Origin of the sequence: Aeoliella straminimaris (assembly GCF_024054565.1) — a bacterium.
Taxonomy (GTDB): Bacteria; Planctomycetota; Planctomycetia; order Pirellulales; family Lacipirellulaceae; genus Aeoliella; species Aeoliella straminimaris.
The window spans coordinates 688,733-714,691 of sequence record NZ_JAMXLR010000092.1 but is presented as its reverse complement, the minus strand read 5'-3'; the positions used below and the strand labels follow the sequence as shown (position 1 = coordinate 714,691).

At 61.0% G+C, this 25,959-nt stretch carries 22 protein-coding genes; 15 read left to right on the top strand and 7 right to left on the bottom strand.

Going from position 1 to position 25,959, the window contains the following annotated elements; translation table 11 throughout:
- Position 1: 1 nt before the first annotated feature.
- Together tsaE and NG895_RS28600 are read right to left on the bottom strand one after the other, a co-directional pair.
- Complete coding sequence (gene tsaE / locus NG895_RS28605) at positions 2–445, bottom strand: tRNA (adenosine(37)-N6)-threonylcarbamoyltransferase complex ATPase subunit type 1 TsaE (RefSeq protein ID WP_252855990.1); 444 nt, start codon at positions 443–445, stop codon at positions 2–4.
- Positions 442–1,014, bottom strand: a complete 573-nt coding sequence (locus NG895_RS28600) for a hypothetical protein (RefSeq protein WP_252855989.1) — start codon at positions 1,012–1,014, stop codon at positions 442–444. The genes tsaE and NG895_RS28600 overlap by 4 nt, the downstream gene beginning before the upstream one ends.
- A gap of 127 nt (positions 1,015–1,141) precedes the next feature.
- On the opposite strand from NG895_RS28600, the gene NG895_RS28595 reads away from it, so the two are divergent.
- From NG895_RS28595 to NG895_RS28575, 5 genes are all read left to right on the top strand, one after another.
- Entirely contained in the window at positions 1,142–1,639 is a 498-nt protein-coding gene (locus tag NG895_RS28595; protein WP_252855988.1) for a peptide chain release factor family protein, read from the top strand.
- A 44-nt stretch (positions 1,640–1,683) separates the two neighbouring features.
- The gene (locus NG895_RS28590; protein ID WP_252855987.1) at positions 1,684–2,364 is read left to right on the top strand and encodes an HAD family hydrolase; all 681 of its coding nucleotides are present in this window, start codon (positions 1,684–1,686) and stop codon (positions 2,362–2,364) included.
- A 17-nt stretch (positions 2,365–2,381) separates the two neighbouring features.
- Positions 2,382–4,112, top strand: a complete 1,731-nt coding sequence (gene polX / locus NG895_RS28585; protein WP_252855986.1) for a DNA polymerase/3'-5' exonuclease PolX — start codon at positions 2,382–2,384, stop codon at positions 4,110–4,112.
- A 661-nt stretch (positions 4,113–4,773) separates the two neighbouring features.
- Complete coding sequence (locus NG895_RS28580) at positions 4,774–5,139, top strand: BlaI/MecI/CopY family transcriptional regulator (protein ID WP_252855985.1); 366 nt, start codon at positions 4,774–4,776, stop codon at positions 5,137–5,139.
- 52 nt (positions 5,140–5,191) lie between these two features.
- A complete protein-coding gene (locus NG895_RS28575) occupies positions 5,192–8,041 on the top strand; it encodes a carboxypeptidase regulatory-like domain-containing protein (RefSeq protein WP_252855984.1) in 2,850 nt (949 codons plus the stop codon).
- A gap of 432 nt (positions 8,042–8,473) precedes the next feature.
- On the opposite strand, the gene NG895_RS30720 is transcribed toward NG895_RS28575, so the two are convergent.
- Positions 8,474–9,508: a S1C family serine protease gene (locus NG895_RS30720; protein WP_252855983.1), complete on the bottom strand. Its 1,035-nt coding sequence runs from the start codon at positions 9,506–9,508 to the stop codon at positions 8,474–8,476.
- Positions 9,509–9,780: 272 nt separating this feature from the next.
- Here NG895_RS30720 and NG895_RS28565 point away from each other — a divergent pair, with 272 nt between their 5' ends.
- The 3 genes from NG895_RS28565 to NG895_RS28555 all read left to right on the top strand — a co-directional run bounded on the left by NG895_RS28565 (position 9,781) and on the right by NG895_RS28555 (position 12,874).
- Positions 9,781–10,344 (top strand): hypothetical protein, encoded by a 564-nt coding sequence (locus NG895_RS28565; RefSeq protein WP_252855982.1) that lies wholly within the window; start codon positions 9,781–9,783, stop codon positions 10,342–10,344.
- Between the two features lie 144 nt (positions 10,345–10,488).
- Positions 10,489–11,871, top strand: a complete 1,383-nt coding sequence (locus tag NG895_RS28560) for a trypsin-like peptidase domain-containing protein (RefSeq protein ID WP_252855981.1) — start codon at positions 10,489–10,491, stop codon at positions 11,869–11,871.
- Between the two features lie 85 nt (positions 11,872–11,956).
- Positions 11,957–12,874 carry a thiamine-phosphate kinase gene (locus tag NG895_RS28555; protein WP_252855980.1) on the top strand — a complete coding sequence of 306 codons (918 nt, stop codon included), beginning with the start codon at positions 11,957–11,959 and terminating at the stop codon, positions 12,872–12,874.
- 48 nt (positions 12,875–12,922) lie between these two features.
- Here the strand turns inward: NG895_RS28555 and NG895_RS28550 are convergent, their stop codons facing one another.
- Positions 12,923–13,576, bottom strand: coding sequence for a transposase (locus NG895_RS28550; RefSeq protein ID WP_252855979.1), 654 nt, complete (start codon positions 13,574–13,576; stop codon positions 12,923–12,925).
- Between the two features lie 305 nt (positions 13,577–13,881).
- Positions 13,882–14,904 carry a porphobilinogen synthase gene (gene hemB, locus NG895_RS28545; protein WP_252855978.1) on the bottom strand — a complete coding sequence of 341 codons (1,023 nt, stop codon included), beginning with the start codon at positions 14,902–14,904 and terminating at the stop codon, positions 13,882–13,884.
- Between the two features lie 121 nt (positions 14,905–15,025).
- Here hemB and NG895_RS28540 point away from each other — a divergent pair, with 121 nt between their 5' ends.
- A complete protein-coding gene (locus NG895_RS28540; RefSeq protein WP_252855977.1) occupies positions 15,026–15,445 on the top strand; it encodes a hypothetical protein in 420 nt (139 codons plus the stop codon).
- A 13-nt stretch (positions 15,446–15,458) separates the two neighbouring features.
- On the opposite strand, the gene NG895_RS28535 is transcribed toward NG895_RS28540, so the two are convergent.
- Together NG895_RS28535 and ade are read right to left on the bottom strand one after the other, a co-directional pair.
- Positions 15,459–16,508 (bottom strand): serine/threonine-protein kinase, encoded by a 1,050-nt coding sequence (locus tag NG895_RS28535; RefSeq protein WP_252855976.1) that lies wholly within the window; start codon positions 16,506–16,508, stop codon positions 15,459–15,461.
- An 82-nt stretch (positions 16,509–16,590) separates the two neighbouring features.
- A complete protein-coding gene (gene ade / locus NG895_RS28530; protein ID WP_252855975.1) occupies positions 16,591–18,225 on the bottom strand; it encodes an adenine deaminase in 1,635 nt (544 codons plus the stop codon).
- Between the two features lie 343 nt (positions 18,226–18,568).
- Here ade and NG895_RS28525 point away from each other — a divergent pair, with 343 nt between their 5' ends.
- The 6 genes from NG895_RS28525 (at position 18,569) to NG895_RS28500 (ending at position 25,944) form a co-directional block, all read left to right on the top strand.
- Positions 18,569–20,176, top strand: a complete 1,608-nt coding sequence (locus NG895_RS28525; protein ID WP_252855974.1) for a DUF6666 family protein — start codon at positions 18,569–18,571, stop codon at positions 20,174–20,176.
- A 117-nt stretch (positions 20,177–20,293) separates the two neighbouring features.
- The gene (locus NG895_RS28520; protein WP_252855973.1) at positions 20,294–21,145 is read left to right on the top strand and encodes an alpha/beta hydrolase; all 852 of its coding nucleotides are present in this window, start codon (positions 20,294–20,296) and stop codon (positions 21,143–21,145) included.
- 289 nt (positions 21,146–21,434) lie between these two features.
- Positions 21,435–22,880, top strand: a complete 1,446-nt coding sequence (gene fucP / locus NG895_RS28515; RefSeq protein ID WP_341871483.1) for an L-fucose:H+ symporter permease — start codon at positions 21,435–21,437, stop codon at positions 22,878–22,880.
- A 168-nt stretch (positions 22,881–23,048) separates the two neighbouring features.
- The gene (locus NG895_RS28510) at positions 23,049–24,287 is read left to right on the top strand and encodes an enolase C-terminal domain-like protein (RefSeq protein WP_252855971.1); all 1,239 of its coding nucleotides are present in this window, start codon (positions 23,049–23,051) and stop codon (positions 24,285–24,287) included.
- A 37-nt stretch (positions 24,288–24,324) separates the two neighbouring features.
- Positions 24,325–25,068: an SDR family oxidoreductase gene (locus NG895_RS28505; protein ID WP_252855970.1), complete on the top strand. Its 744-nt coding sequence runs from the start codon at positions 24,325–24,327 to the stop codon at positions 25,066–25,068.
- A gap of 24 nt (positions 25,069–25,092) precedes the next feature.
- The gene (locus NG895_RS28500) at positions 25,093–25,944 is read left to right on the top strand and encodes a fumarylacetoacetate hydrolase family protein (RefSeq protein WP_252855969.1); all 852 of its coding nucleotides are present in this window, start codon (positions 25,093–25,095) and stop codon (positions 25,942–25,944) included.
- Positions 25,945–25,959: the final 15 nt, after the last annotated feature.

The following is a 25,959-nucleotide window of genomic DNA, read 5'->3' as shown; positions in this document are numbered from 1 at the left end:
GCTACAGACGATCGCCCATCGCGCCCGTTACGACGACTTGTCGCTCGTCGGCGTCCGCAAGTTCGATCGCGACGATGCTCGCCCGCTCGGGCAGCAGGTGCTCGACGCGGTCGCCCCATTCGATGAGCGTCACCCCTTCGCGGTCGAAGTACTCTTCGGCGCCCAGTTCCAGGAACTCGTCGTCGTCCTTCAGGCGATAGACGTCGAAGTGATACACAGGCAGTCGGCCGGCCGTGTATTCGTTGACGAGCACGAATGTGGGACTGGTGATCGCTTCTGCTGGATTGCCGAGCGCCGTCGCAATGGATTGCACGAGCCGAGTCTTGCCCGCGCCAAGCGTGCCCACCAGCGCTACCACGTCGCCCGGCTGAGCCACCGCAGCGATGTGCTGTCCCAACTGGTCGGTGTCGGCCAGGCTACGGCTGGTGAATCGGAACTGGCTCATGCCTCGCCCTGAGCAACCGGCGGCGTGCCCGCGCGGGACTTCTGTACCCCCAGGTAGCCCTGGTGGGCCTTCAGGCAGGTTTGCCGGAACGCCTCGGCATGTGGCACCGCAGTGAGCCTCAGCACTTCCTTGCCATCGCGACGAAGCACCAGGTCGCTGGCACGATACCACTCGTAGCCGGGCTGGACTTCCTGGTCGATGGCATCGAACGCATCCAGCTTGACACTCGCCACGGTGGAGCGTTCCGAACGTGATTTGCTGAGCGCGTCGAACGGGTGTTCGATCAGCACTCGCTCGGTGGTCAACCGGTAGCGGCGGCAGTAGGGATTGCTGCCCCCCAGCACCACAGCCACGCGCGGGGCGATCTTCATGGCGTACAGCAGCACCGGCACCGGCAAAGTGGCCAGGGCGATCAACCACCCCGGGCGCACCGGAATGCCCAACAGCGAGACACGCGGGCCGATACTGTAGAGCCGGCCGAGGGCCTGCCCCAGTTGGAACGTGGCGATCGACGGCCACACGGCCATGATAGTGGTTTCGCGACTGGCGGTTGCAGGTGTCGTGTCCATGACCTCAAGGTCCCAAATGACGGTGATTTACAACCGCCGATGATACCGCAAGGCGGGCCGTTCCGCCATGCTGGGCCTTAGCAGCAGGGCGTAGCAACCAGCAGGGCCGGCCAGTAGAGTAAACCTCATGCCCACGCATCCCGCGAGCCTCGACGTTGCCGAATTGCTGAAGCATTGCACCACGGCCACCAACCGGCGTTCGGGGCCCGGCGGGCAGCATCGCAACAAGGTCGAAACGGCGGTGACCATCACGCACACGCCTACCGGCATCGCAGCGGAAGCCAACGAGCGGCGAAGCCAGGAGGCGAACCGCCAGCAGGCCATTACCCGGCTGCGTCTGCGGCTGGCCACCGACTTCCGCACCCCGGCCGGCCCCCCCAGCCAGCTGTGGCAGCGCCGCCGCTCGGGAAGTCGCATCGCCGTGAGTACGTCGCACGACGACTTTCCGGCGCTGCTGGCCGAGGCCCTCGACCATCTGCAGCAAGCCGAGTTCGACTCAGCCGCCGCGGCCGGGGAACTAGGAGTCTCCACCACCCAACTGGTGAACTTGATTCGCAAGTTGCCAGCAGCGTTTGAAATGCTCCAACGCGAGCGGGCCGAGCGGGGTCTGCGGCGGCTAAAGTGACCGGACCTTCACCGATCGCCATCTGGCCGCCTACAATCAATCTTATGAAAGTATGCTTCTTTGATATCGACGGGACACTCATCGTCAGCGGTGGGGCAGGGCAGAAGGCCTTTGCGCGGGTGTTTCGCGAGCAGTTTGGTGTCGACGAGATCTCGCAGGCCGTGTCGTTCGCGGGTCGTAGCGACCGCGCTATTACCCTCGACCTGCTGGCCGCGCACGACGTGGAGCCATCGGACGAAAACTGGCGGCGGTTCCACGATGCCTACATCGCGGTGCTGCCCGAGTCGCTCGCTGCCAACGAAGGAACCGTCCTGCCTGGCGTCGAGGCCCTGATCGCTACGTTCGCCGCCGCGGACGGCGTGGAGGTCGGCTTGCTGACGGGCAACGTGATTCGCGGGGCCGAGGCCAAGTTGACCCATTACAACCTCTGGCACCACTTTGCCTTTGGCGGATTTGGCGACACGCATACCAGCCGCGACGAGATCGCTCGTGCCGCGGTGGTCGCCGCCGGTGAGCATCTCGGCATTTCGCCGAACGGCGACTCGCGACTGGCCGTGATTGGCGACACGGTGCACGATATCACCTGTGCCCGTGCCATCGGCGCGTACGCCGTGGCGGTGCCGACGGGGCTGACGTCGATCGACGAACTCCGCGCCGCCGAGCCCGACCTGGCCGTCGAAACGCTCGAAGATGCCAAGACGCTGATCGACTGGATCACGGCGTAACGAAAGGACAGCACGCCATGGAGAATCGCGAGATTGCCGCGCAGTTCGACAAAATGGCGGACCTCCTCGAGTTCCAGGGAGCCAACCCGTTCCGCGTGCGGGCGTACCGCAACGGTTCGCGGCGTCTGCAGGACCTGCCCGATTCGATCGAGTCGCTCGTCACCCAGGGCGAAGACCTCACCAAGCTCGACGGCATTGGCAAGGACCTGGCCGAGAAGATCACGCAACTGGTCAAGACCGGCACCCTCCAGCAGCTTGACGAGTTGCTCGAACAAGTGCCCGAGAGCGTGCTCGCTCTGCTGCGGATTCCGGGACTCGGCCCCAAGAAGGCGGCGGTCATCTACAAGGAACTCGGCATCGAATCGCTGGCCGATTTGCGCACCGCGTGCCAGGAGCACAAAGTTCGCGAGCTGAAAGGCTTCGGTGCCAAGACCGAGGAAGGCATCCTGGCTGGCATAGACCTGGCCGAGCGGGCTGGCGAACGAATCTACTGGGCCACCGCCGACGAAGTGGTGCAGCGGCTGCGGGAGTATCTGTCCGAGTCGAAGGCTGTCAAGCAACTCGAAGTCGCCGGCAGCTATCGCCGCGGCCGCGAAACGGTGGGCGACCTCGACTTTCTGGTCGACGCCACGGACACAGCGGCAGTCATGGATCATTTCGGTGCATTCAGCGACGTCACCGACACCATCGCCCGTGGCGACACCAAGATGTCGGTGCGGCTGGCTTCCGGGCTGCAAGTCGATCTGCGGGTGGTGCCGACCAAGTCGTTCGGCGCGGCGCTGCAGTACTTCACGGGTTCGAAGGAACACAACGTGGTGCTTCGCGGCATGGCGAAGGATCGCGGGCTGAAGATCAACGAGTGGGGCGTGTTCCGCGTTGCCGAGGGCGAAGAAGACGAGTACCTGGCCGGCAAGACCGAGGCCGATGTGTACAAGCAGATGGATCTGCCGTGCTATCCGCCCGAGCTGCGCGAAAACCGCGGCGAGTTCGACTACAAAAAGGCCAAGGACATTCCCAAGCTCATCGAGCTCGACGACCTGGTGGGCGACTTGCACATGCACACCACGGCCAGCGACGGCAAACAGACCATTCGCGAAATGGTGGCCGCCGCCCAGGAGCGGGAACTCCGCTACATCGCCATCACCGATCACTCCAAGCGGGTCACCATGGCCGGCGGGCTCGACTCCGATCGCTTGCGGACGCAGTGGGACGAGGTCGACCGCGTCAACGACGAGCTCGACGACTTCCTCGTGCTCAAGGGCATCGAGTGCGACATCCTCGAGAAGGGCGGAATGGACCTGCCCGACGACGTGCTGGCCGAGGCCGACTGGGTCATTGCCAGCGTGCACTACGGGCAGAACCAGGAGCGGCAGCAAATCACCGACCGCATCATCGGAGCGCTCGAAAACCCTTGGGTGTCGGTTGTCGCCCATCCCACCGGTCGGCTGATCAACAAACGCGAACGCTACGCCGTGGACCTCGAAGCGGTGATGCAGGCGGCGGTGGAAAATGGCAAGCTGCTGGAGCTGAACGCCAACCCCGCGCGACTGGACCTCGACGACGTGCACTGCTCCAGAGCCAAACAGCTCGGCATCCCAATCGTGATCAATAGCGACGCCCACAGCATCGGCGGCCTCGACGTGCTGCGGTTCGGCATCAAACAAGCCCGCCGCGCGGGGCTCACCGCGAAGGACGTGGCCAACACCCGCGACTGGGCAAAGCTGAAAAAGCTAATCCGCCGCGGCTGAACAACTCCCGCCCATCTTCACCTCCACAATTTTCCCTCCCCCTTCTACACCCTCCCTCAGGGAGGGTCGCGGTCTCAGCCGCGGGGAGGGTCAAACCAGGTCTCGCCCCCAGTTCCCTCCCCACGGCGAGTATCCCCCACCTGACCCAAAACGCGAATTATTCGGTTCGGTAAGTCGTTACCTCATAGCGATTTACGATTTCCCCCACCCTGCGTAGGTCCACCATCGGAATAAGTGGTACCAAAACTCCGCCGACGGCCTCCTCTTCCCGTCGCCGCAAGTCGTTTCGCGACAACGAGTTACGCTGGCCACCCTCAAAGGGAGCCCGCGGAGTTTTGTCCCTGGTGTTTTTCAGGGAGGCCAAAACTCCACGGCGGGGACAAAACCCCCGAATCCACCACCGCATTCCAACCACCGCGCACACCGCCCCCAATAATTGTGAAGCAGCCCTCCTCATTAGATCAAATGAGAGGGGGGATTCTATGGTGATTTTTTTACTGGAGACATGCTCTGGAAATGAAAGGTTGCGCAGGTATTTCCGACCGACGCAAGTGGGTCCTGGCCTCGTGAGTCGGCGTGGCCTATCGCCAAGGGAAAAATCTGCTTGACAGCTAACACCTAAACTATTAGGTTAGGCCTCACCAAATGGAGATCGATGAACATGAATCCTACTGACCGAGAAATCGAAATCCTTAAAGTCCTTTGGGAGATCGGCGAAGGGAGTGTGCGCGAAGTCTTGGAGCGGATGTCGCCCGATGGTCGCATTCACTTCAATACAGTGCAGACGCAACTGCGAATCATGGATCGCAAGGGATTGGTTTCCCATCGCCGAGATGGTCGCACGATGATCTATAAGCCTTTGTACTCCCGCGAGCAGGAATCGTCTCGTTTCTTGAAGCAAGTCTTCGACGGATCGCTGGACCAACTCGTGCTAAGCATGCTTGCCACTGAGAAGATCAAACCCGAGACGCTGGACGAGTTGGAAGAGATGATCAAAAAGGCTCGTAAGAGCCAGCGCCGCAAGTGAGACTCGTTGTTAACTCAATTACGACCGCGTGTATTCAGGGGAGGGCGTTGTTATGCTCGTGTCCACTATTCTTGCTTGGATCGTCCATTGCTGTGTGGTCAGCACGGTGCTAATGGCAATCGGCGGCGCAGCCACCAGGGTCTTCCGGCAACCCATCGATCGACTGCGCGTGCTGCAGTGGACGATGGCAACGGTCGTGGCGTCGTTGGTGCTTGCCGCCGTGCCCGCGACGTGGAAGTTGGGAATTTCCGTACCAACCATCCGGCAGGAACCAGTCGCACGCGTTCCCGACGCGGATAGGATGCCCGTGGAATCGAATCACGCTGTTGGTGAGGAAATTTCGGAGGTAAGCCCCCCAGCACAGGTAGCACCAAATGCAGGCCAGATGAGTGCCGAAGTCGCTGTTTCGCCCGATTTCCCGCTTTCGAACGATCGAGTGGCGGCCACGATTGACTACCGCGCATGGGCTGCAACGTCGCTGGTGCTCATTTATTTCCTTGGCTGCGTTGTCTACATCGTCAGAGTGATCGTTGCTCGCATAAAACTGCAAAACCTCTATCGCCACTCAGACGATGTGCCGCCACAGACGCGGCGCGAATTCGATCTGATTGCCGGCGAGGAGGGGCGCAGAGTGCGCCTGTGCAACAGCCGAAGTATACTCTCACCTATCACGTGGGGAACGTGGCGTCCGGTAATTGCCCTGCCGCAAAGTCTGCAGGAAGGCGACGACTCACTCGCGCTGCGGTTCTGCCTGGCTCACGAATGGTCGCATGTGCGTCGCGGAGATTCGCGTACTTGGTCCCTGACAGTCTGTCTCCAGCTGTTTTTGTATTACCATCCGCTCTTATGGCTGCTACGACGCCAGTTGCTGCTATGCATGGATCGGCTGGCCGACGCGGAAGCCTCGGGCGAAGCCGATACTCCGGCCGACTACGCAGCCTTCCTCGTGCAACTCGCCCGCAGACAGTGCGCGCCTCACCCGAAGTTGGCGCTCGGCGTGACCGACAGCCGCGCGGCGCTCAGGAGTCGGGTCGAGTCTCTTCTGCACGCAAACGTGGCTACCAGAATGCTATGCCCAACGTGGCGGAGTTTGGTGATCGGACTCGCAGCCCTTGCAGTGAGCTTCGCGACATCGGCCGTGCGACTTGAAGCAGAACCTGTCAACGCGAATGAGGCTTTAGGCAACTCGGAGTCTACAGAAGTTGCAGAGTCGCCGGCCGAACCGGACGCTGCCCCAGCCGCCGACATCGAAGTGCCTGAATTCTGGCCGATGGTCAGCGAAGCAGTCAGCATCGCCAAACCGCAGATTGCCGAGTGGCTGAAGGGCACGATGAAGGAAAAAGAGGACGGCAGTCTCACGTACATTGGGTTCGTCACCGACGCGGTCACCGATAAGCCTATCGCCGGCGCTACCGTCAGCGTTCACCACAAACTGAGCCGCGATCCGAAGACCGGGGGATGGACCACGCTGGAAGTCACGAAGCACAAGACGAATCCAATCGGCATGTACAGCTTCGAGCTGCCGCCCGAGCAGGTCAAAGAAAGCAGCCTGTACATCGAGGTCGAGGCAGATCACCCGGACTTCGCCGCGAAGGGCCGGTCGGGATACTCGCACGGCATGATTCGCAAGAACCTGGAACTAGGCGAATTGCCATTCTACACGCAGATCAAGTTGTGGCCCGGCGAGGCGATTGAAGGCACTGTCGTGTCGCCCAACGGTGAACCAGTCGAAGGCGTGGAAATCTTGATGTACGCCGCGTCGGACTCGTCGGACAGCTTCCCGAAGGGATCCTTTGGAAAAACCCAGACCGATGCATCCGGCTACTTTCGCATTGTGCCCCCCACGCCAGGCGATGGCGTCCTGTGGATCACAGCGGAGGAATATGAACCACAGGCTCATCGGATTCGAGATCGCCGCGGCAATTGGGGAACTTTGAATTTGGTAAAGGGTGCGGACATCGTGGGAAAGGTCCTCGACGTAAATGACGAGCCGGTCGCGAAGGTCAAGATCGAGGCGCGTCGCAACGGTGATGGTGAAGAGGCGGACGAGTACCTGCGTAGTAACGCAGTGGCCAATCATATCGGACGGACCACAGTGTCCGACGAGACGGGTGAGTTCCGACTTCCCTCCCTCCCCGACGGCGATTACACCATAGAAACCCGGGCGGACACCGACAGCTACGATCCCCCGCCACTCGAGCAGGTGTTTCTCCGTCAGAAGTTTTCTGTAGTCGATGGCCAACCAATGAATATCACCGTGCGAGCCGTACCCCACGTCGAAGTGCACGGGACGTACCTCGACAGCCAGGGCAAACCACGCTCGGGCCACAAAGTGATGCTGTTCGGGCGGCTGGATGGAGATTTCTACTTCACGCAAAGCTCCACGCCTGGCAAGGACGGCAAGTTCAATATCCGCCTGCCGCACGGATTGACGGAGACGAAACTCGATCTTATTACGAACGAGCACAGCGCGTTGCGTTGGCGGAAATCCGCCGATGAGCCGCTACAGCGTGGCAGCAACGTGAAACTTGGCACGGTAGAGGACGACATCCACGGTTTCGAGGTGGTTCGATATACCGCCCCCATCTTGCTGGTCAAGGCAGTGAACTCCGAGGGAGACATCGTTTCCGACGTCACACCGATAGTCACTTACGTTCAGCAGGCTGGCGACGGAGAAGAGATGACCATGTTCACAACCGGTAGCCAAGTGAGCTTCGAAGCTCAGGGCGACGGTCGGCATCGTTCGTCGCAATTGCTTCCCGACGAGACTATCTCCGTCATAGTCCAGAAAGAGGGCTTCGAGGCAACCGCTCAAGAGCTGTCGCTCAAGGAAGGCGAAGAGCGCGAGATTGAGATTGAGCTCACGCCTGTTGCAGACGGCGCCTCGGCCGAAGGAGGTTGATGTGCACCGCCCATTCGTCATCCTCGCCTGCGTGGTAGGGGCAGTCTCGCTGCTTGGTGCTCGGTGTGCGTCGTACTGGCATCCTATCGAACTCCATCGGGCGCCGAACGCCCTCATCCGTGGGCTACCGTCGTGGAGCCCTTCTGGTGGTCAAAAGCAGCGAAGCGACGCACCATAAAAGTGGCGGAACGCGGGTTGCTCCACTGCAGGCGATTGTCAGGCATTTTGGATGTTAGCCTGCATCATGCACGGGAACAATCCGACCTCACGACTCGGGATCCAACCCGAAGACGCGTAACTCTTGCGCGCAGCCGGACCATTCGATTCAGCATCGTGACTTCGCGAGTGGCCGAACGGAGCAGGTTCACCCAACACTCAACCGACTCGCCATGACGGCTGACTTTGCGGCCGCGGCGGTTGTCGGTACCTCGCTCAGCGATCGCCGAGTGGATGATCTCCCAGCCAGTTGGCTTCGATGAGGGTGGCTTTGAGCTCCACTTCCTTGCCGTGGCGGAGGACGGTGATGGCCACGGTTTCGCCCGGGTTGTGTTGGGCGATGTGGCTGGTGAGTTCGTCGAACGAGGCCACCATTTGACCGCCCAACGAGAGAATAATGTCTTCGGCCTGGAAGCCCGCCTTCTGGGCGGGAGAATCGGGAAAGACTCGACTGACGATGGGCGCCCCGCTGTCGCTGAGTTCGATACCGAGGGCCGCTCGGTTCTTGATTCGCACCCGTAGTTCGGGGTGCGACTGCTTGAGTTCGTCGACCACCTCGAGCGTGGCCTTGGTTTGGATTAGCTCGAGGACCTGCAGTCCATCGATCTCGGCCAGGCACTTGGCCAACTTGTCGTCGACCTGTTGCGAGGCGACCTTCAGCTCTGCCACCTGCCGCAACTTGGCGAGCTGCATGAGGTCGTCGCTGGTGCCTTTCCACTCCTCGCGATTGGTGTTGACCTCGATCTTGGCACCAATGTCGTACGGAGTTCGCGCATCCGAAGCGATGGTGAACTCGGCGCCCAGTTGCTCGAGGTTGGTCCGGCAGATCTCCTCGTACAGTTCGGCCAATTCGAGTTCGGCCGTGCGAACCACGCTGGGGAATCGTTTGCTGGTGGTCAACAATTCGAGTGCCGAGAGCTGCAATGGCTGCTCGCCGGACTCGGCCAACTGCTGCAGCACCCACACCGCGCGATCGGCCGCTTCGAGCGAATGCCCATGCAGGGCCTTGGCCAGGTAGGGCACGGCCGGGGCGCCGGCGGCCAGCAGGTTGTCGGTTGCCTGCTCGCGAATGGCGAACTTCCGCGCATCGAGCTCTTGGACCCAAGTGGTGAGCTGTTCTTCGCTGGGGGCAGCTTCGCCCGCGGTAGCGCTCGCCTGCTGCGAGGCCTGATCTTCGCCGGTTGCCAGCATCGGTAGCGAGCAGGCGAATGCCAGCAACGCAAGTCGAAAGTTAAGGATGGCGTATCTCACCACGTTCTCCATGCGAGTTTCGCTTCAAGGGCGGCGAACTCTAGCGAATTTCGCCGCTGGTGCCTACGTCGGTGTGATGGTGGAAGCGCGGCTGTAACTCTGGGGTGTTTGCGCCGTTTTTACCGGTTATGCAACAGTTCCGCCCCCGCCGGTACCGATGAACGCTGCAGAGCGGGGGCCGCTGGCTGCCTGCTACCATTCTAACTTGTTAGTCGATGCCGTCGAATTTCGTGATAGCCAGATCCGTAAATTGCCGTGCGAGTTTTGTGGCGATGGTCCTCCTCGGGGCCATCTCGACGTTCAGTGGCTGCGCCAGTTTGAACCCGGGCCCCGCGTGCCAGTGCCCAAAATGCGTGCAGCAATGGGAAGAGGACCAGCAGGCCATGCAGGACCTCAACCAGGGTTTTCGTCGCCTGGTGCTGGGCACCGAACCACAGCAGGACAGGCCGCCAGGACGAAAGGTCGCACCGCAAAAACCGCATCCTGTTGCTCAGCAGACCAGCCAGGCGGCAGAGAAGCGGCCCGTCGCACAGGTGACTCCCACGGCGGCAAACCAGCAGATTGAGCCACCACCTGCACCTCCGCAATCGCTGACTGCGACAAATGCAGGCAGGTACGATGGGCCGCCCGCCGCGGTGGCCCCCGAAGCTTGCAACGTTGGCGCCTGCGGACCGATGGGGCCGCCTCCGCTGGTGGGTCCGCCCCCACGCTTCTTCCCGGTGCCAGCACGCCCGGTGTTCTCCCCGCAGCCCTCCGTTTATGGGTATCCAACGGGTGCGCCGCAGGCGCCTACACCCCTGTCAAACTGGGGCGAGTCTACGGACGCCAGCCTGTAGGCTTTAAGCCAATCGTAACGAGTGGTCGATCACACCCAAGCACGCCCAGCATTTGGTTCGGGCAGGCACCCGCAATCGTAACCACCCGTCACACGGTGGCGCGCCTGCCTGGCAAGCACGCCCCCTCTGCCCCAGTGCCCACCCATGCCCGACACCGCTACCGACCGCCTGAGGGGCGGCTTCATTAGATTTTCCACCGTGGCTTGCTGCATGCTGGCGTCTTGTTTGGCTCAGGCCAAAGACGTCTCGCCCAATCGCCTGACCCCGCTGGTCCAAGCGGTGCGGATGGCTAGCCCGTCGGTGGTGAACATTCAAGGTCAAAAAACCGTGGCCGACATGGCCAGCGGTCCCAACCACGACGGCACCCGCCAGGTAAATGGCATGGGTACCGGCGTGGTGATCGACCCACGCGGCTACATCCTGACCAATCACCATGTGGTCGACGGCGTCAAGCAGATTAATGTCACCTTTGCCGATCGACGAAAGTACGTCGCCAAGATTGTGGCGTTCGACCCGCGTACCGATCTGGCTGTGATTCGCGTGCGGACCTCGCACCTGCTGCCGGTCATCCAGATTGGCACCTCGTCCGACCTGATGCCGGCCGAATCGGTAGTGGCCGTCGGAAACGCCTTTGGATACGAGCACACCGTGACCGTGGGCATCGTCTCGGCATTGCACCGCGACGTACAGGTCAGCGAAACGCAATCGTACGACGACCTGATTCAAACCGACGCCAGCATCAACCCGGGTAATTCGGGCGGACCGCTGCTGAACGTGGACGGACAGATGATTGGCGTGAACGTGGCCGTCCGCGCTGGAGCCCAGGGCATCGGATTTGCCATTCCGGTGGACGCCGCCATGGAAGTGGCCGCCCGGTTGATTGGTGTCGAAGAGACCGAGAATCGCTGGCACGGGCTGACCCTGCGGACCAACCCCGCCGAGCGTCAGGTGGTGGTCGAGAACGTCGCCAACGGCAGCCCTGCCGCCGAGTACGGTTTCCGCACCGGCGACGTGATCACGCAGGTTGGCGACGTGAAGACCGAACGCCGCCTGGATGTGGAAAGGGCCCTCTTGGGCACCAATGCGGCGTTGCCCGTTGTGGTGGACCGCGATGGTAAGGACTACGAGCTTCGCCTGGCGGCCGAGTCGATCCGCACCCGGCGCACCGGTGGCACGCGTCAACTGATTGCCGATCGATCCGACTCCTGGGAGACGCTGGGCGTGGAGCTCGAACCGGAACCGGCCAGCACCTTCGCCGGTAAGAAGTCGCAGTACCGTGGCGGACTTCGCATCACCGAGGTGCGTCCCAACAGCCCCGCCCAGCGTGAAGGGCTGGAAGCCGGCGACATTCTGGTGGGTCTGCACAAGTGGCAAACCGCTTCGTTGGACGATGTCGACTACATCCTGACCAAGTCGAGCTTGCCTCGGATGAGCCAGGTGCGGTTCTACATCGTTCGTAACAACGAAACGTTGTACACCGACGTAAACGTCGCCTCGGTCACAACTCGCAACACGGTGCGTCGCTAGGCGACGCTCGCCACTTGCAGCCGCCAGAGAAACCTGCGCCAATGGGTTGAGTACAACGCTCACCCATCAGGCAGGATACCTCGCAGTGGAACTCGACTTCGTTCGCTGGCTGACCCGTCAACCCGCTGCCGACCCTCGTGTGGCAGTTGGCATCGGCGACGACGCAGCCGTACTGCAGATACCGGCTAATCGTCAGCTAGTGGTCACTACCGACATGTTGATCGAAGGGTCGCACTTCGAACTCGAACACCACACGGCCGAGCAGATAGGTCGCAAAGCCCTGGCGGTGAATCTCAGCGATCTGGCAGCCATGGCGGCGGAGCCCCTGGCGGCCGTGGTTTCGCTCAGCCTGCCGAGGAGTCAGGCCAATTCCGCGCTGGCCCGAGGTTTGTCGTCGGGCATGACAATGCTCGCCCAACAGTTCGATTGCCCCGTCGTTGGCGGCGACACGAACGTGGCCGCGGGACCGCTGGCCGTGAGCGTGACGGTCATGGGAACGGTGGAATCGGACCAAGGTTGGCTGCGAAGCGGAGCCCAGGTGGGCGACCGGCTACTGGTAACCGGAAAGCTAGGCGGCAGCCTGCGGGGGCATCACCTCGATTTCACGCCGCGCGTGGCCGAAGCTCTGCAGCTCGCACGAGACTATCAGGTACACGCCGCGCTGGACTTGAGCGACGGACTGGCACTCGACTTGTCGCGAATGATCACCGCCAGCGGCGTTGGCGCGGTGGTCGACGTACCCCGCGTTCCCATCAGCCCGGCGGCCGAGCAGATGGCACACGAGTCCGGCAAGACGCCAACGTCCCACGCCCTGAGCGACGGCGAAGACTTCGAGCTGCTGCTGGTCGTCGCGCCCGATGAGGCCGAAAAACTGCTAGCCGCTCAACCGCTCGCTTGCGGCTTAACGGACGTGGGGGAGATTATCGCCGAGCAACAGATGCTGCAGCGCGATGCATTGGGTGAGACAGCGCCGCTGGCGGCGGAAGGTTTTGAGCACCGATAGTGGCCGTTTGCTCCGCAAACGAGCGAGTGCCTACTCGACAGAGCTCCGCTATCGAGATTCGTACCGCCGGTAAAGAAACTCTCCTTCCCTAAGATTGCCCTTCTTAGGGTTGTCCCGAATATAGCTTCGCAAGTAATCGTATTGCTCCGGACTGCGCACGAGATGATCGAACGGCTCTCCTTGCCACAGCTTCCCTTTGGTGCCAAGCCTATTGTTGATGTGGGCTGCCGTGAAATGCTGCCAGGAATCAAATTGCCGTTGCATCTCTTCAGCAGAATGAAAGGCACACAACAAATGAACGTGGTTGGGCATGACAATGAAGTCGCCCATGCGGTACCGCTCCCCATCAAAGTGCAACAACGATTCGGCAACGATTTTAGCATTTACCGGATCGCGGAGCACGCACTTACCATGGCAGTTATCTAACCACTCTTCACGAATTCGATTGAAATACTTAGTAAAGGTGGCTCTGTCAGCCAGCGTCAACAACTCCAGAGCCTGGCGCCAATGGAGATCGCCGCAAACGTTGCGTACCTCAAGCCACTCGCGTTTTTCCTTCTCCCAACGCTCGACTACCCTCCGAGGAATCGAATCGAATGTGCGAAACGTGACAAAGACGATAGTTCCGCTTTGTGCCCAATGGGGTCGGCACTGCTCGGAAATTTGCAGTTCCTGCCGGGGATCGAACACTTGGCCGAGCATGGATTTTCCCCGTGGGATGCTTGCGGGTTAGTATCAACGCTGATGCGCGGAGTCATAGTGGCCGTTTGCTCCGCAAACGAGCGAGTGCCTTGTTGGGAACATTGGTTATTCGTGAGAGTCTCTCTTCTTGGAATGCGTGTACGTGACTCTATTCGCTGATTCGCGGAGCGAATCGCCACAGTAGTGGCCGTTTGCTCCGCAAACGAGCCAGTGCCTTATTGGGAACGTTGGCTATTCGTGAGAGTCTCTCTTCTTGGAATGCGTGTACGTGAGTTTTTTGCGCTGACTCGCGGAGCGAATCGCCACTATCGGAGCAGTTCCGCTGCTTCCAGCGCGAAGTAGGTCAGAATGCCGTCGGCGCCGGCGCGTTTGAAGGCTAGCAGGCTTTCCATCATCACCTTTTGGCCGTCGAGCCAGCCTTGCTGGGCGGCGGCCGTGAGCATGGCGTATTCGCCGCTCACCTGGTAGGCGAACGTCGGCGCGGCGAAGGTTTGTTTGACCCGCGTCACGATGTCCAGATATGGCATGCCCGGCTTCACCATTACCATGTCGGCCCCTTCGGCCAGATCGAGGGCCACTTCGCGGAGCGCCTCGTCGGTGTTGGCGGGATCCATCTGGTAGGTTCGCTTGTCGCCGGTACCGAGGTTGGCCGACGAGCCGACCGCGTCGCGAAACGGGCCGTAAAATGCCGAGGCGTACTTGGCCGCGTAGGCCATCAACTGCACGTGCTCGAACCCCGACGCATCCAGCCCACGGCGGATCGCACCGATGCGGCCGTCCATCATGTCGGAGGGAGCCACGATGTCGCAGCCCGCGGCCGCCTGCACCTTGGCCTGCTCGATGAGCACCTCGACGGTCTCGTCGTTCACCACATATCCATTCTGGACCAGTCCATCCTGACCATGGCTCGAATACGGGTCGAGCGCCACGTCGGCCAGTACGCCAATCGCATCGCCATGCGCCTCTTTTACGGCGCGGATCGCGCGGCACATCAGGTTGTCGGGGTTCACCGCCTCGCGGGCGTCGTCGGTTTTTAGCTCGGTTGGCGTGGCAGGGAACAGCGCCACCACCGGAATCTTGAGTTCCACCGCCCGGCCAACCGCCTCGACGGCGCGATCGATAGAAAGCCGCTCAACCCCTGGCATCGACGAAATCGGTGTCGACGCTCCTTCGCCCTCCTGCACGAACAGCGGCCAAATCAGGTCGCTGGGCGACAAGGAACTTTCGGCCACCAACCGGCGGGACCAATCGTGGCGGCGATTGCGGCGGGGACGCGTATCGGGATACTGGCCCCAAGGGCCGATGGAATTCGAGCTGGACTTCGACATGAAACCTGGTTGCGGTAAGAACTCGGGCGAAACTGGGCTCCATTATCCTCGCGCAAAGCGCTAAAATCTAGCTGCGTCCCGCACCTTCGAGCCGTTTGAACCACCGTCCCCGCATCCCGGCATGACTCAACGCCCCAAAATATCCGTCGGTCCGTTTCATTTTTTCTCCACTGGTATCCGCATCAGCGGCCGGCCTTCGCTCGACGAATGGCAGGGCCCACTGCAGTTCGCCATCTGGTGCCAACGCGCGGGGCCGTGGTGGATTGGCGACCTGATCAACGCGGGCGAGGACGGGTTCGGCGAGTCGTTTTCGCAGATGTGCGAAGGACTGGTGTCGACCGAGATGCTCAGCCGCTACGCGTCGGTGGCGCGACGGGTACCGTTCGAGAACCGGCGGCCCAACCTGTCGTGGTCGGCGCACGCCGCGGTGGCGCGATTGAACTCGCCGGAGCAACGCCGATTGCTGGCTGCCGCCGATCGCGAGGGATGGACCAGCGAAGAACTGCGCGTGAAAGCCCGCGAACTCAAGGCCAAGGATTGAGCGCACTCGATCCTCAGCGGTTCTGGGCAATCCACACCACCACGCCAATCAGCACGGCCAGGCCGACCACAATCAACACGATTCGCAGGTTGGGGGTCCGCGCTTCGGCTGGTGGCTGGCCCGACATGAGTCGCTGGGTCAAGTTGGGCTCGGGATCGGTTGGCTCGGCAGGTTGCTCTTCGGGTGTGGCCTCGGCAGATTCGGGCTGCACGGCGGGGGTGAACTCCTCGGCCACTTTCTCACCGGCCAGGATGGCTGCCAAAGCTTCGTGCACCTCGCTGGCCTGTCCCGGTCGCTGGCTGACGTCTTTGGTCAACATCAGCGTCACCAGATCGTCGAGTGCCTGCGGGCGATCGCCGCGTGGTCCGTCGATGAGGGGGATGTCCGTGTAGAGGTGGGCCTCGAAGATCTCGATGATGGTCGCCCCGTCGAATGGCGCCCGGCCCGACAGCATGCGATACAGCAGGCACCCCAGCGCGTAGATATCCACGGCACCGGTCAGCACGTCTTCGCCACGAACTTGCTCCGGCGCCATATACCGGCACGATCCCACGGTGTTGCCGGTCACCGTCAGGCGGTGCAGGTCGGCGTCGCGAGCCAGGCCGAAATCGCCGATCTTCACGAGCCCGTCCGACGATAGAAACAGGTTGGCCGGTTTCAGGTCGCGATGGATGATCCCCTTGCTGTGGGCGTGCTCGAGACCCGAGCAGATTTGCATGGCAACCTCCACCGCTTCGCGCCATGGCAACGTGCCCCGGCGGCTGAGCACCGAGTCGAGGGAGCCGAACTCCACCCACTCCATGGCCAGATAGATGCGGCCATCGTCCAAGCCACAATCGACATAGCGGACGACGTTCGGATGATCGAGTTTCTGCAGGACCGATACTTCGCGGACGAAGCGATTCTGGATGTCGGGCTGGCTGGCCATCCGCTCGTGCATGAGCTTCACAGCAACCATTTCGCCCGTCTCGCGGTTGCGAGCCTTGTATGCGGAACCGGCCGCGCCGGATCCCAATGTCTCCAGCACTTCGAAGTCGCCGACGAGTTGCACCACATCGCCCATGGATACAAGAGCCCCCTATGCCGCCTGGCTAAGAAGAATTTGCGATTGGAGAATACCACAAGGCAGCAAGCTGACGCAAACTCTACGTCAGCAGATCGGCAAACTCGAACTTGCCGCCATCGAACAACCCCAAATCGCTGAGCTTTAATGCGGGAATCACGAGCAGGGCCATGAACGACAGGGTCATGTAGGGGGCACGAAGGGGCGATCCCCACTCTTTCACCTGGCGGTCGAGTTTGCCGTACGCCTCGCCTACCTCGGCACAGGTGCCGGTGGCCATCAAGCCGGCCACGGGCAGGGGAAGTACCTCCGCCACCCCATCGGCGACCGACGCAGCACTCAAACCGCCGCGGCTGTCCATCACCAGATTGATGGCGGCCACGATGTCCTCATCCGAAGTGCCCACCGCGATCACGTTATGCGAATCGTGCGCCACGCTCGAAGCCAGCGCACCTTGCTTGATGCCAAAGTTCTTGATGAACGCCACGGCCGCGGGTGCCGGGCTGTAGCGATTGACGACAACCAGTTTAAGGATGTCGCGCTCGGTGTCAGGTACCACCTTGCCATCGACAACCTTGGGACTCTCGGCAAGACAATTTGTTACCAATTGTCCGTCGATCGCTTCGATCACCTTGAGCGATTTTGCATCGCCAGCGGCAACTGCCAACTCTTCGGCTACCACCTGTCGCGACTCGAACTGATTGGCCTCGTGCACTTCAATGCGGGGCAGGGGAGTGGTGCCGTCTTCGGCCACGCACTCGCCATCGATCCAGGTGCGGAGCACGTTGAACTCCTCGAGCGAATCGACCTCGATAAAGTCGGCCGGATCGCCGACCTTCAGTTGCCCGACGTCGAGCGAATAGTGTTGGACCGGCGTGAGGCAAGCGGCGCGGAGCACCTCGAACAGGTCAATGCCTGCAGCCACCGCGCGGCGGACCAGCAGGTTGATGTGTCCCAACAAGAGCTCGTCGGGATGTTTGTCGTCGCTGCACAGCATGGTCATGCCGGGGTACTCGCCGATCAGCGTGTACAGGGCGTCGAAATTGCGCGCGGCCGAACCTTCACGAATCGAAATCTTGCAGCCGGCCGCCAGCTTGTCGAGCGCCTCGTCCTTGGTAAAGCACTCGTGATCGGTGGTGATGCCTGCACCAACGTAAGCGGCCGCCGCTTCGCCCCGCAGTCCGGGAGCGTGACCATCGACCGGCTTGCCGATCGTCTTGGCCGCGGCAACCTTGGCCAGGCAGTCAGGATCGCCATGGAGGATGCCGGGGAAGTTCATCATCTCGCTCAGGTAGCCAATCCGCGGGTCGGCCAGCAGCGTCTCCACTTCGGCGGTGGTGATGCTCGCCCCTGCGGTTTCGAAGGTGGTGGCCGGCACGCAGGATGGCGCACCGAAGCAAAACTTCAGCGGACTGTGGGCGGCGTTCGCTAGCATGTACTCCACGCCGGCGACGCCCAGCACGTTGCCAATCTCGTGCGGGTCGCTCACCGTGGCCACGGTGCCGTGCAGCACGGCCGTGCGGGCGAACTCCGTGGGCACCAGCATCGAACTCTCGATATGCACGTGGGCATCGACGAAACCTGGCAGCAGGTAGGTCGTCGGCTTCTGCCCCTCAGCCGGGGTAATGCTGGCAATGCGGCCGTTTTCCCACACCACCTCGGCGGGCGTGATCTTGCGGTTAGCGATATCAACAACGTTGGCAATTACAGCAGGCATGTCACTCCGCAATTCATAGCTATCAGGCGAGCGGACGCCGCTAGGCGTCTGGTGAGTTGAGCATCGTTCTACGGCAGGCTTCTGGCGGGTCGGCAGTTGGATAGGCTCGTCCATGGCTCCCGCCCAACAATCCGCTCAACCTACCCGCTATCGCTGCGAAGCTCTAGCAGTGCTAGCGAGAGGGCTGCGAAAATTAGTCAAACTTTTCCGAAAGTATCGGTTGTGCGGTGGCCGATACCATCTGTCAGGTACGAAATCCTGGGGGGGCCCGGGCATACCGACGCTGTTACCTGAGCAGCCGGAAGCCCAACGACCTTGATTGCCTCCCGAAAGGATTGGACAGATGCAACGCCTCCCGAACTGCATCGCGACCACCTCGCTGGCGGTTCTTACCGCCCTGGTGTTCAGCACAGCTCACGCACAGCAACTTCAGTGGGTGCATAACTCGCAATTGAAGTCCTCCAGCCGCCAACAGACACCCGTCCGTGTTGCGTCGGCACCTCAGCCACGGCAGGCCAAAGAAGTTCAGCTGCCCGCCAAGCAGCCGACCTTCCGCCAGCCGCAGTCGTTTCGACAGGCAGAACCTGCCAAGCCGCTCACGACGCTGAAGGTTGCGCCACGTCACGAGACGATCGACCGCCAGATGAGCGCCCGGCAAGTGGGCCCCGAGCCATCGCAGCATACCCAGCGGGTGGCAGCCGTGCCGCCGAAGGCCGTGCGCCGGGTGCAGCATGAAGAAGGTTCGCTGGAGCCGGAACCACAGCAGTACGAAGAGATCTATCCCGGCGCCCCCATGGACTCGGGCCCGGTCATGATGCATGAAGGTCCGATGATGATGCAGGGCGGTCCGATGTGCGACTGTCAGGAATGTCAATCGGGTTCGATGTACTACGGCGAAGCGGGCTGTGGTTGCCCCGAGCCAAGCTGCGGCTGTGTAGGTCCTTGCGGTTGTGGCGATGGCTGCTACCTGGGCGAACCCGGCTGTGCCGCCAGCTACGGATACGAACCTGTGTGTGGCGTACCCTACAGCGAGCCAGACTGTGCCGCGGAATGCTGCGGCGATTGCGTGGATGGTTGCTGCACCTGTGGCGACGCTTGCTGTGGCGACAGCTGCTGCGACGATTGCCCCCCCTGGCCGCAAGCCCTGTTTGGCTGCGACCAGCGAGGCTGCGTGCCCATCCTGTGGGCCCCCCCCATCAAGGAGTTCGCCTTGTTCGGTGGCGTGCAAGGCTTCAAGGGTCCGCTGGATAACGGCCGCGACGGTGGCAACTTCGGCTTCCACGAAGGATTCAACCTGGGTGGCAAGATGGCCTGGCTGCCCTGGCCGGGCCTGGGTTATCAGGTCGGCTGGCAGGCGACGCAAAACCAATTGAGCGGCGACTTTGCCACCGAGAGCGACGGCGCTCACTCGCAACAGTTCCTCACCGCGGGTCTATTCCATCGCAATCGCCTGGGTCTGCAGTACGGCGTGGTGTGGGACTGGCTGACCGACGAGCGTCAGGGCTCCCACGACTTCGGTCAGGTGCGAGGTCAGCTCGGCTTCAAGAACTGCATGAGCCGCGAATGGGGTTTCATGTTCTCGGCCAACACCAACGAGAATCAGATTGGCACCACTACGTATAACGCCGCCAATCAGTACCTGTTCTACTACCGCCTCCTGGGCCAACAAGGTGGCGACTGCCGTGCGTTCGCTGGTTTCACTGGCGACTCGAACGCGGTGCTCGGCAGCGATTTCCACCTGCCCGTCACCAACAGTTGGGCACTCGAAGGCAACTGGCGTTACCTGGTGGCCGAAGGGGGCTCGGAAGGCTCCGGCGCCCACGACGAAGGATGGAACATCGGGTTGAACCTGGTGTGGCACTACGGTTGCCGGGCCAAGAGCTGGAACAACCGTCCCTATCGCCCGATGTTCGACGTCGCCAATAACGGCAGCTTGATCGTCGTGGACTAAGCAACATGCTGGACGAAGCTCTTCGCGCGGGGGCACTCGCGCGAAGAGCTCGCCTGTTTTTACCAATCCACGGCAGGACACTCTGCTCTGTTCCATCGCTCGCAACCACTGCTTGTCATGCTGGGGCTGACCATCGTGTCCGCCTGTTCGACCGGCTGCGTCGCGATACCGGCCTCGGTGGTCACGGGGCTTGAGCAACACGTGCTGTACCAGCCGACTCGGGAGCTCGACTACACCCGAGTTCCTCCCGGCCTGGAATACCAGGACGTCGAGATCCACACAGCGGGCTCTCCCACAATCCATGGCTGGTACTGCCCCGTGGAGAATCCCCGCGCGGTGGTGCTATTCGCCCACGGCAATGCTGGCAATGTGTCGCACCGAGCCCATCTGTTGCAGACATGGACCAGGCAACTGCAGGTCTCGATGCTGGTGTTCGACTATCGAGGCTACGGCCGCAGCGAAGGCACGCCCTCCGAAGCAGGGCTGGTGGACGATGCCCGCCGGGCGCGGGACTGGCTGGCCCAACAGACTGGCACAGCACCAGAAGACATTGTGCTCTACGGGCGGTCGCTCGGCGGGGCCGTGATGGTCGAACTGGCAGCCAACGACGGTGCGCGAGGACTGATCCTCGAAAGCACGTTCACTTCGCTGCCCGAATTGGCGGATTGGAAACTGCCTCACTCGGGAGTTGGGGGCAAACTCGATACCCAATTCCCGTCCATCGAGCGGCTGCCAAACTTCCACGGTCCGGTGCTCATCGCCCATGGATCGGACGATGTGGTAATTCCGCAGTCCCACGGCAGAGCCCTGTTTGAAGCTGCCAATCAGCCCAAGCAGTTTGTGCCCATCAAAGGGGCCAAGCACGATTGGGCTCCTCCATTTGACTACCTGCTAACGGTCAGCCGGTTTATCGACAGGTTGGACGATAAGACGTTTCAACCAGAATTGGCCTCTCCGCTTGGCTCCTAGGCCTTCGTGCACGGAAAATTCTCGCCGAACAGGGCGGTGATGCCGCACGGAAGTTGCGGTCCTCACCGGCACTTCGCTAGTCGCCGACTTCTGCGGAATCGCTCAGGCGGACTGACGCGACGCAATTTTGGAGACGCCAGCCGGTAAAAGCTGAACTTCTGGTGGCTCCAGGCTGCACGCTTCGCGCCCTTGTGTGATACGGTGGGGCGTTTCTTCAATTCAGCGGTGGCCGCTGCTATACTACCGCGGCGAGCAGTTTCGGACTCACCAGCCCTCCTCTTCAATTTGGTTGATAGCATTGAACGCATCTTCTTCGGACTCTGGCTCATCGGCACACTCGGAATCGTCATCTCCAACTTCGCCCGTCATCGTTGCCCGCGAGCTACGTTACCCCTTCATTCTGGTAACATCGCTATTTGCCTTGTGGGGTTTTGCGAACGACGTGACGAACCCCATGGTGAAGTCGTTTCAGCAAATCTTTCAGCTCCAAGCCTGGCAAGGCAACTTGGTACAGTTCGCCTTCTACGGTGGCTACGCCACGATGGCGATACCCGCGGCATTGGTGATTCGCAAGGTTTCCTTCAAGGCCGGCATCGTCATCGGTCTGATACTGGCTGTAACCGGCGCGCTGCTGTTCATTCCCGCCAGTATTAGCCAGGAATATTGGCTGTTTTTGGGCTGTTTTTATGTTATCACGTTCGGGTTGGCGTTCCTGGAAACGTCGGCCAATCCGTACATCCTTTCCATGGGTGATATACGAACGGCGACTCGCCGACTCAACCTGGCCCAGGCGTTCAATCCCGTCGGGTCGTTGACCGGTATGTTCGTGGCGGCCGTTTTGGTGCTGCCCCATCTTGAGGTGAATAAGTTTCGCGAAAGTCACATCCAGGCGCATCCCGAGTACAAAAGCCAAGGACTTTCGCCGGGGGAAATTGGCGCGAATGTGTCCGCCGCCATGGAGAGATTTTCCGGCGAGCAACCCGACGCTTACGCGGACCTAAAAACGCACGACTTGGGTGTTATACGCATCCCTTACATCGCCTTCGCTTTTGTGTCGCTGGCGATTCTGGCGGCTTTCTTGGTCTCCAAGATGCCCCACACTGGCCACACCGAAGACCCCATCCACCTGTCGGAAACACTGTTGAACCTGGCGACTTTCAAGTACATCGGGGGGGTTCTGGCGCAAGGGCTTTACGTGGGGGCACAGATTATGTGCTGGACCAACATCATCGAATACGGCATGAGCGTCGTCGGAATCGACGCCCCAACCGCGCAATGGTACAACATCGGCGGTATGGTCCTGTTCTTGCTGAGCCGATTCGTGTGGACCTATGTACTCGGGTACGTTCGCCCCGGAAAGCTGCTCGCCAACCTGGCGATAGGCGGGTTGGTGTTTAGCTTGGGAACCGTGTTCCTGCCGGCCCAAATCGGAATCCTGAGCCTAATTTGCGTCTCGTCGTGCATGGCTGCCATGTTCCCCACCATTTACGGGATCGCCTTGGATGGACTAAGTGTGGACGACGCCAAGCTTGGCTCTGCGGGTCTGATCTTTGCCATTGTGGGTGGCGCCTTGATGCCGCCACTGCAAGGTTACGCCATCGACGTGGGGACCAACTTCTGGGGCGACCCAACCACGGCAGTGCGTGCCTCTTTCTTGCTACCGGCCGCCAGCTTCATATTCGTCGCCGTGTACGGATTTGTGGTTGCTCGCACTGGACCACGAGTATCTGCTTAGTCTGTCGGGCCAATTGTTGACTGCCAGCCATGCCGCAGTACTGTTTGCTCCCTCCGAAATTGACATTCCCAACAATAGTTGAACATGGATAGCTCGTTAACAATCACTGCGTGCAGCGTGGTTGATCTGCGGTTTCCTACCTCGGAGGAAGCTCACGGATCGGATGCCATGCATACGGATCCCGACTACTCCGCCGCCTACGTCAAGTTGTCGACCAGTTGCGATGGCCTGGCTGGATACGGGTTGACCTTTACGCTTGGCCGCGGCACCGATCTTTGCGTCAGTGCGATCGAGTTGCTGGCCGAAAAGGTCGTCGGAAAGACGTTAGCAAGCTTGGTGGAAACGTTTGGCCAAACGGCCCAATCCATCGCTAACGATTCCCAACTGCGATGGCTTGGACCTGAAAAAGGCGTAGTCCATCTAGCTGCGGCGGCCTTGTTGAACGCCATTTGGGATCTGTGGGCGCGGGTGGAGAACAAACCGCTTTGGAAACTGGTGTCCGACCTGCCCGCCGAACAACTCGTCGACTGTGTCGATTTTCGGTACTTGGGAAATGCCCTCACCAAACAAGACGCTCTCGAGATTCTGGCGACAAACGACTCCACCCGCGCCGACCGCGAATCGGAGTTGCACACCACAGGTTTTCCGGCCTACACCACGTCAGCCGGTTGGCTCGGCTACTCGGACGACTTGATCCGCAAGCTGTGTCGCCAAGCGCTCTCCGAAGGATGGGAGCATTTTAAACTGAAGGTTGGCGCCGACTTGGAAGATGACATCCGCCGTGCCGCCATCATCCGCGAGGAAATCGGGCCCAACCGAAAACTGATGGTCGACGCCAACCAGCGATGGGAGGTCGCCGAGGCGATTGAATGGGTCAGACAGCTATCCCGGTTCGACCTGTGGTGGGTGGAAGAACCAACTTCGCCGGACGACGTCGTAGGCCACGCCGAAATCGCCAAGGCGATCGCACCTATCGGGGTCGCCACCGGCGAGCAGTGTCAAAACCGCGTCATCTTCAAGCAGTTGCTCCAGCTGAACGCGATCTCGTTCTGCCAAATCGATAGTTGTCGCCTTGGCAGCGTGAACGAAATACTTGGCGTGCTGTTGATGGCAAAAAAATTCAATGTCCCGGTCTGCCCGCATGCAGGTGGTGTCGGTTTGTGCGAGTACGTGAACCACCTGATCATGATCGACTATATTCGCATCGGTGCGTCGCTGGATAACCGGGTCGCAGAGTACGTGGATCACCTCCACTCGCACTTTGTGCACCCGGTTGTGGTGCGCAGCGGACACTACATGCCACCCACCAATGCAGGGTACAGTGCCGAAATCCATCAGGCGAGCATTGAGCAGTACAGCTACCCCCAAGGGTCCGAGTGGCAGCTTCGGCTCGCTGCCAATGCGTGACTAGCGACCTCTAGCGACTTCGAACACGAAAGAAATCATGGGTAACCGACTACAAGGCAAGGTCGTGCTGGCCACGGCAGCAGGGCAGGGCATTGGCAAATCAACCGCTTTGGCCTTTTGCCGCGAAGGTGCGCAGGTGCTGGCCACGGATATCAACGAGCAGGCCCTCGAGCAACTCAGGGGCGAAGAACCTCGGATCGAAGTGGCCGTGCTGGATGTCTGCAACCCCGATGCCATTGAGAAACTCGCTCAAGAGCGTAGCGACATCAATGTGCTGTTCAACTGCGCCGGCTATGTGCACCATGGAACGATTCTCGATTGCACGCCCGAGGACTGGCAGCGCTCGCTGGATATCAATATTACGTCCATGTATCGCATGACGCGGGCGTTTCTTCCGGGCATGCTCTCCCTTGGCGGAGGTTCGATCGTCAACGTGGCTTCGGTCGCCTCGAGCGTAACCGGCGTGCCGAACCGATTCGCCTACGGAGCCACCAAAGCAGCGGCCATTGGCCTTACCAAAGCAGTGGCCGCCGACTTTGTCGGTCAAGGCATCCGCGTCAATGCGATCTGCCCAGGTACCGTTCAGTCTCCCTCGCTCGACGACAGAATTCGCGCCCAGGGCGACTACGAAGAGATCCGCCAATCATTCGTCGCCCGGCAACCGATGGGGCGGATTGGAACTCCCGAGGAGATCGCGGCTCTTGCTGTCTATCTCGCGTCGGACGAGTCGGCTTACACAACCGGCGCCATTCACGTGATTGATGGTGGATGGTGCATCTGATGATTCAACACTGAGGATTGAAACATGAAACTCCTCCGATACGGACCACCAGGTGGCGAGCTGCCGGGCTTGCTGCATACCGATGGCACGGTACGTTCGCTGGCCAAGATGGTCGACGATCTGGCGGGCAGCGCTTTGAGCAACAGCTCGCTGGAGTCGTTGCGGCAAAGCAACTTGGACGATCTACCGGTGGTCGAAGCCCCTGGGAGACTGGGCCCGTGCGTCACGGGTGTCGGCAAGTTCTTGTGCGTCGGGTTAAACTACTCGGACCACGCTGCCGAGTCGGGCATGGACGTTCCCGCCGAGCCAGTGCTCTTCATGAAGGCCACCAGTGCCATCGTTGGCCCCAACGACGACGTGGTGATTCCCAAGGATTCCACCAAAACCGACTGGGAGGTGGAACTCGGCATCGTCATTGGCGAGCCCGCTTCCCACGTGTCGGAGCAAGACGCCTTGAACTACGTTGCTGGCTATTGCGTGGTGAACGATCTGTCGGAGCGCGAGTTTCAACTGGAACGCTGCGGCCAATGGGTGAAGGGCAAGAGCTGCGATACGTTCGCTCCGCTCGGTCCTTATTTGGTGACCCGGGATGAAATCCCCAATCCGCAAGACCTGGCGCTGTGGCTCGAAGTCGATGGACATCGCTACCAAGATGGCAGCACGCAAACCATGGTGTTTGGCGTTGCGGAACTGGTTAGCTACATCAGCCGGTTCATGACACTGCACCCCGGCGACATCATCTCCACCGGCACGCCGCCAGGAGTTGGCCTTGGTCAGAAACCGCCGGTGTATCTGCGGCCAGGCCAAACCATGACCCTCGGCATCGACGGACTTGGTCAGCAGTCGCAAACCACGGTGGCGTGGGAAAATGCCTAGAAGCCGCCAATCAAG

Excerpts from the sequence above, each read along its gene's own strand:
- tsaE (WP_252855990.1), bottom strand. The coding sequence starts at position 445 with ATGAGCCAGTTCCGATTCACCAGCCGTAGCCTGGCCGACACCGACCAG.
- NG895_RS28600 (WP_252855989.1), bottom strand. The coding sequence starts at position 1,014 with ATGGACACGACACCTGCAACCGCCAGTCGCGAAACCACTATCATGGCC.
- NG895_RS28595 (WP_252855988.1), top strand. The coding sequence starts at position 1,142 with ATGCCCACGCATCCCGCGAGCCTCGACGTTGCCGAATTGCTGAAGCAT.
- NG895_RS28590 (WP_252855987.1), top strand. The coding sequence starts at position 1,684 with ATGAAAGTATGCTTCTTTGATATCGACGGGACACTCATCGTCAGCGGT.
- polX (WP_252855986.1), top strand. The coding sequence starts at position 2,382 with ATGGAGAATCGCGAGATTGCCGCGCAGTTCGACAAAATGGCGGACCTC.
- NG895_RS28580 (WP_252855985.1), top strand. The coding sequence starts at position 4,774 with ATGAATCCTACTGACCGAGAAATCGAAATCCTTAAAGTCCTTTGGGAG.
- NG895_RS28575 (WP_252855984.1), top strand. The coding sequence starts at position 5,192 with ATGCTCGTGTCCACTATTCTTGCTTGGATCGTCCATTGCTGTGTGGTC.
- NG895_RS28565 (WP_252855982.1), top strand. The coding sequence starts at position 9,781 with ATGGTCCTCCTCGGGGCCATCTCGACGTTCAGTGGCTGCGCCAGTTTG.
- NG895_RS28560 (WP_252855981.1), top strand. The coding sequence starts at position 10,489 with ATGCCCGACACCGCTACCGACCGCCTGAGGGGCGGCTTCATTAGATTT.
- NG895_RS28550 (WP_252855979.1), bottom strand. The coding sequence starts at position 13,576 with ATGCTCGGCCAAGTGTTCGATCCCCGGCAGGAACTGCAAATTTCCGAG.
- hemB (WP_252855978.1), bottom strand. The coding sequence starts at position 14,904 with ATGTCGAAGTCCAGCTCGAATTCCATCGGCCCTTGGGGCCAGTATCCC.
- NG895_RS28540 (WP_252855977.1), top strand. The coding sequence starts at position 15,026 with ATGACTCAACGCCCCAAAATATCCGTCGGTCCGTTTCATTTTTTCTCC.
- NG895_RS28535 (WP_252855976.1), bottom strand. The coding sequence starts at position 16,508 with ATGGGCGATGTGGTGCAACTCGTCGGCGACTTCGAAGTGCTGGAGACA.
- ade (WP_252855975.1), bottom strand. The coding sequence starts at position 18,225 with ATGCCTGCTGTAATTGCCAACGTTGTTGATATCGCTAACCGCAAGATC.
- NG895_RS28525 (WP_252855974.1), top strand. The coding sequence starts at position 18,569 with ATGCAACGCCTCCCGAACTGCATCGCGACCACCTCGCTGGCGGTTCTT.
- NG895_RS28520 (WP_252855973.1), top strand. The coding sequence starts at position 20,294 with ATGCTGGGGCTGACCATCGTGTCCGCCTGTTCGACCGGCTGCGTCGCG.
- NG895_RS28510 (WP_252855971.1), top strand. The coding sequence starts at position 23,049 with ATGCATACGGATCCCGACTACTCCGCCGCCTACGTCAAGTTGTCGACC.
- NG895_RS28505 (WP_252855970.1), top strand. The coding sequence starts at position 24,325 with ATGGGTAACCGACTACAAGGCAAGGTCGTGCTGGCCACGGCAGCAGGG.
- NG895_RS28500 (WP_252855969.1), top strand. The coding sequence starts at position 25,093 with ATGAAACTCCTCCGATACGGACCACCAGGTGGCGAGCTGCCGGGCTTG.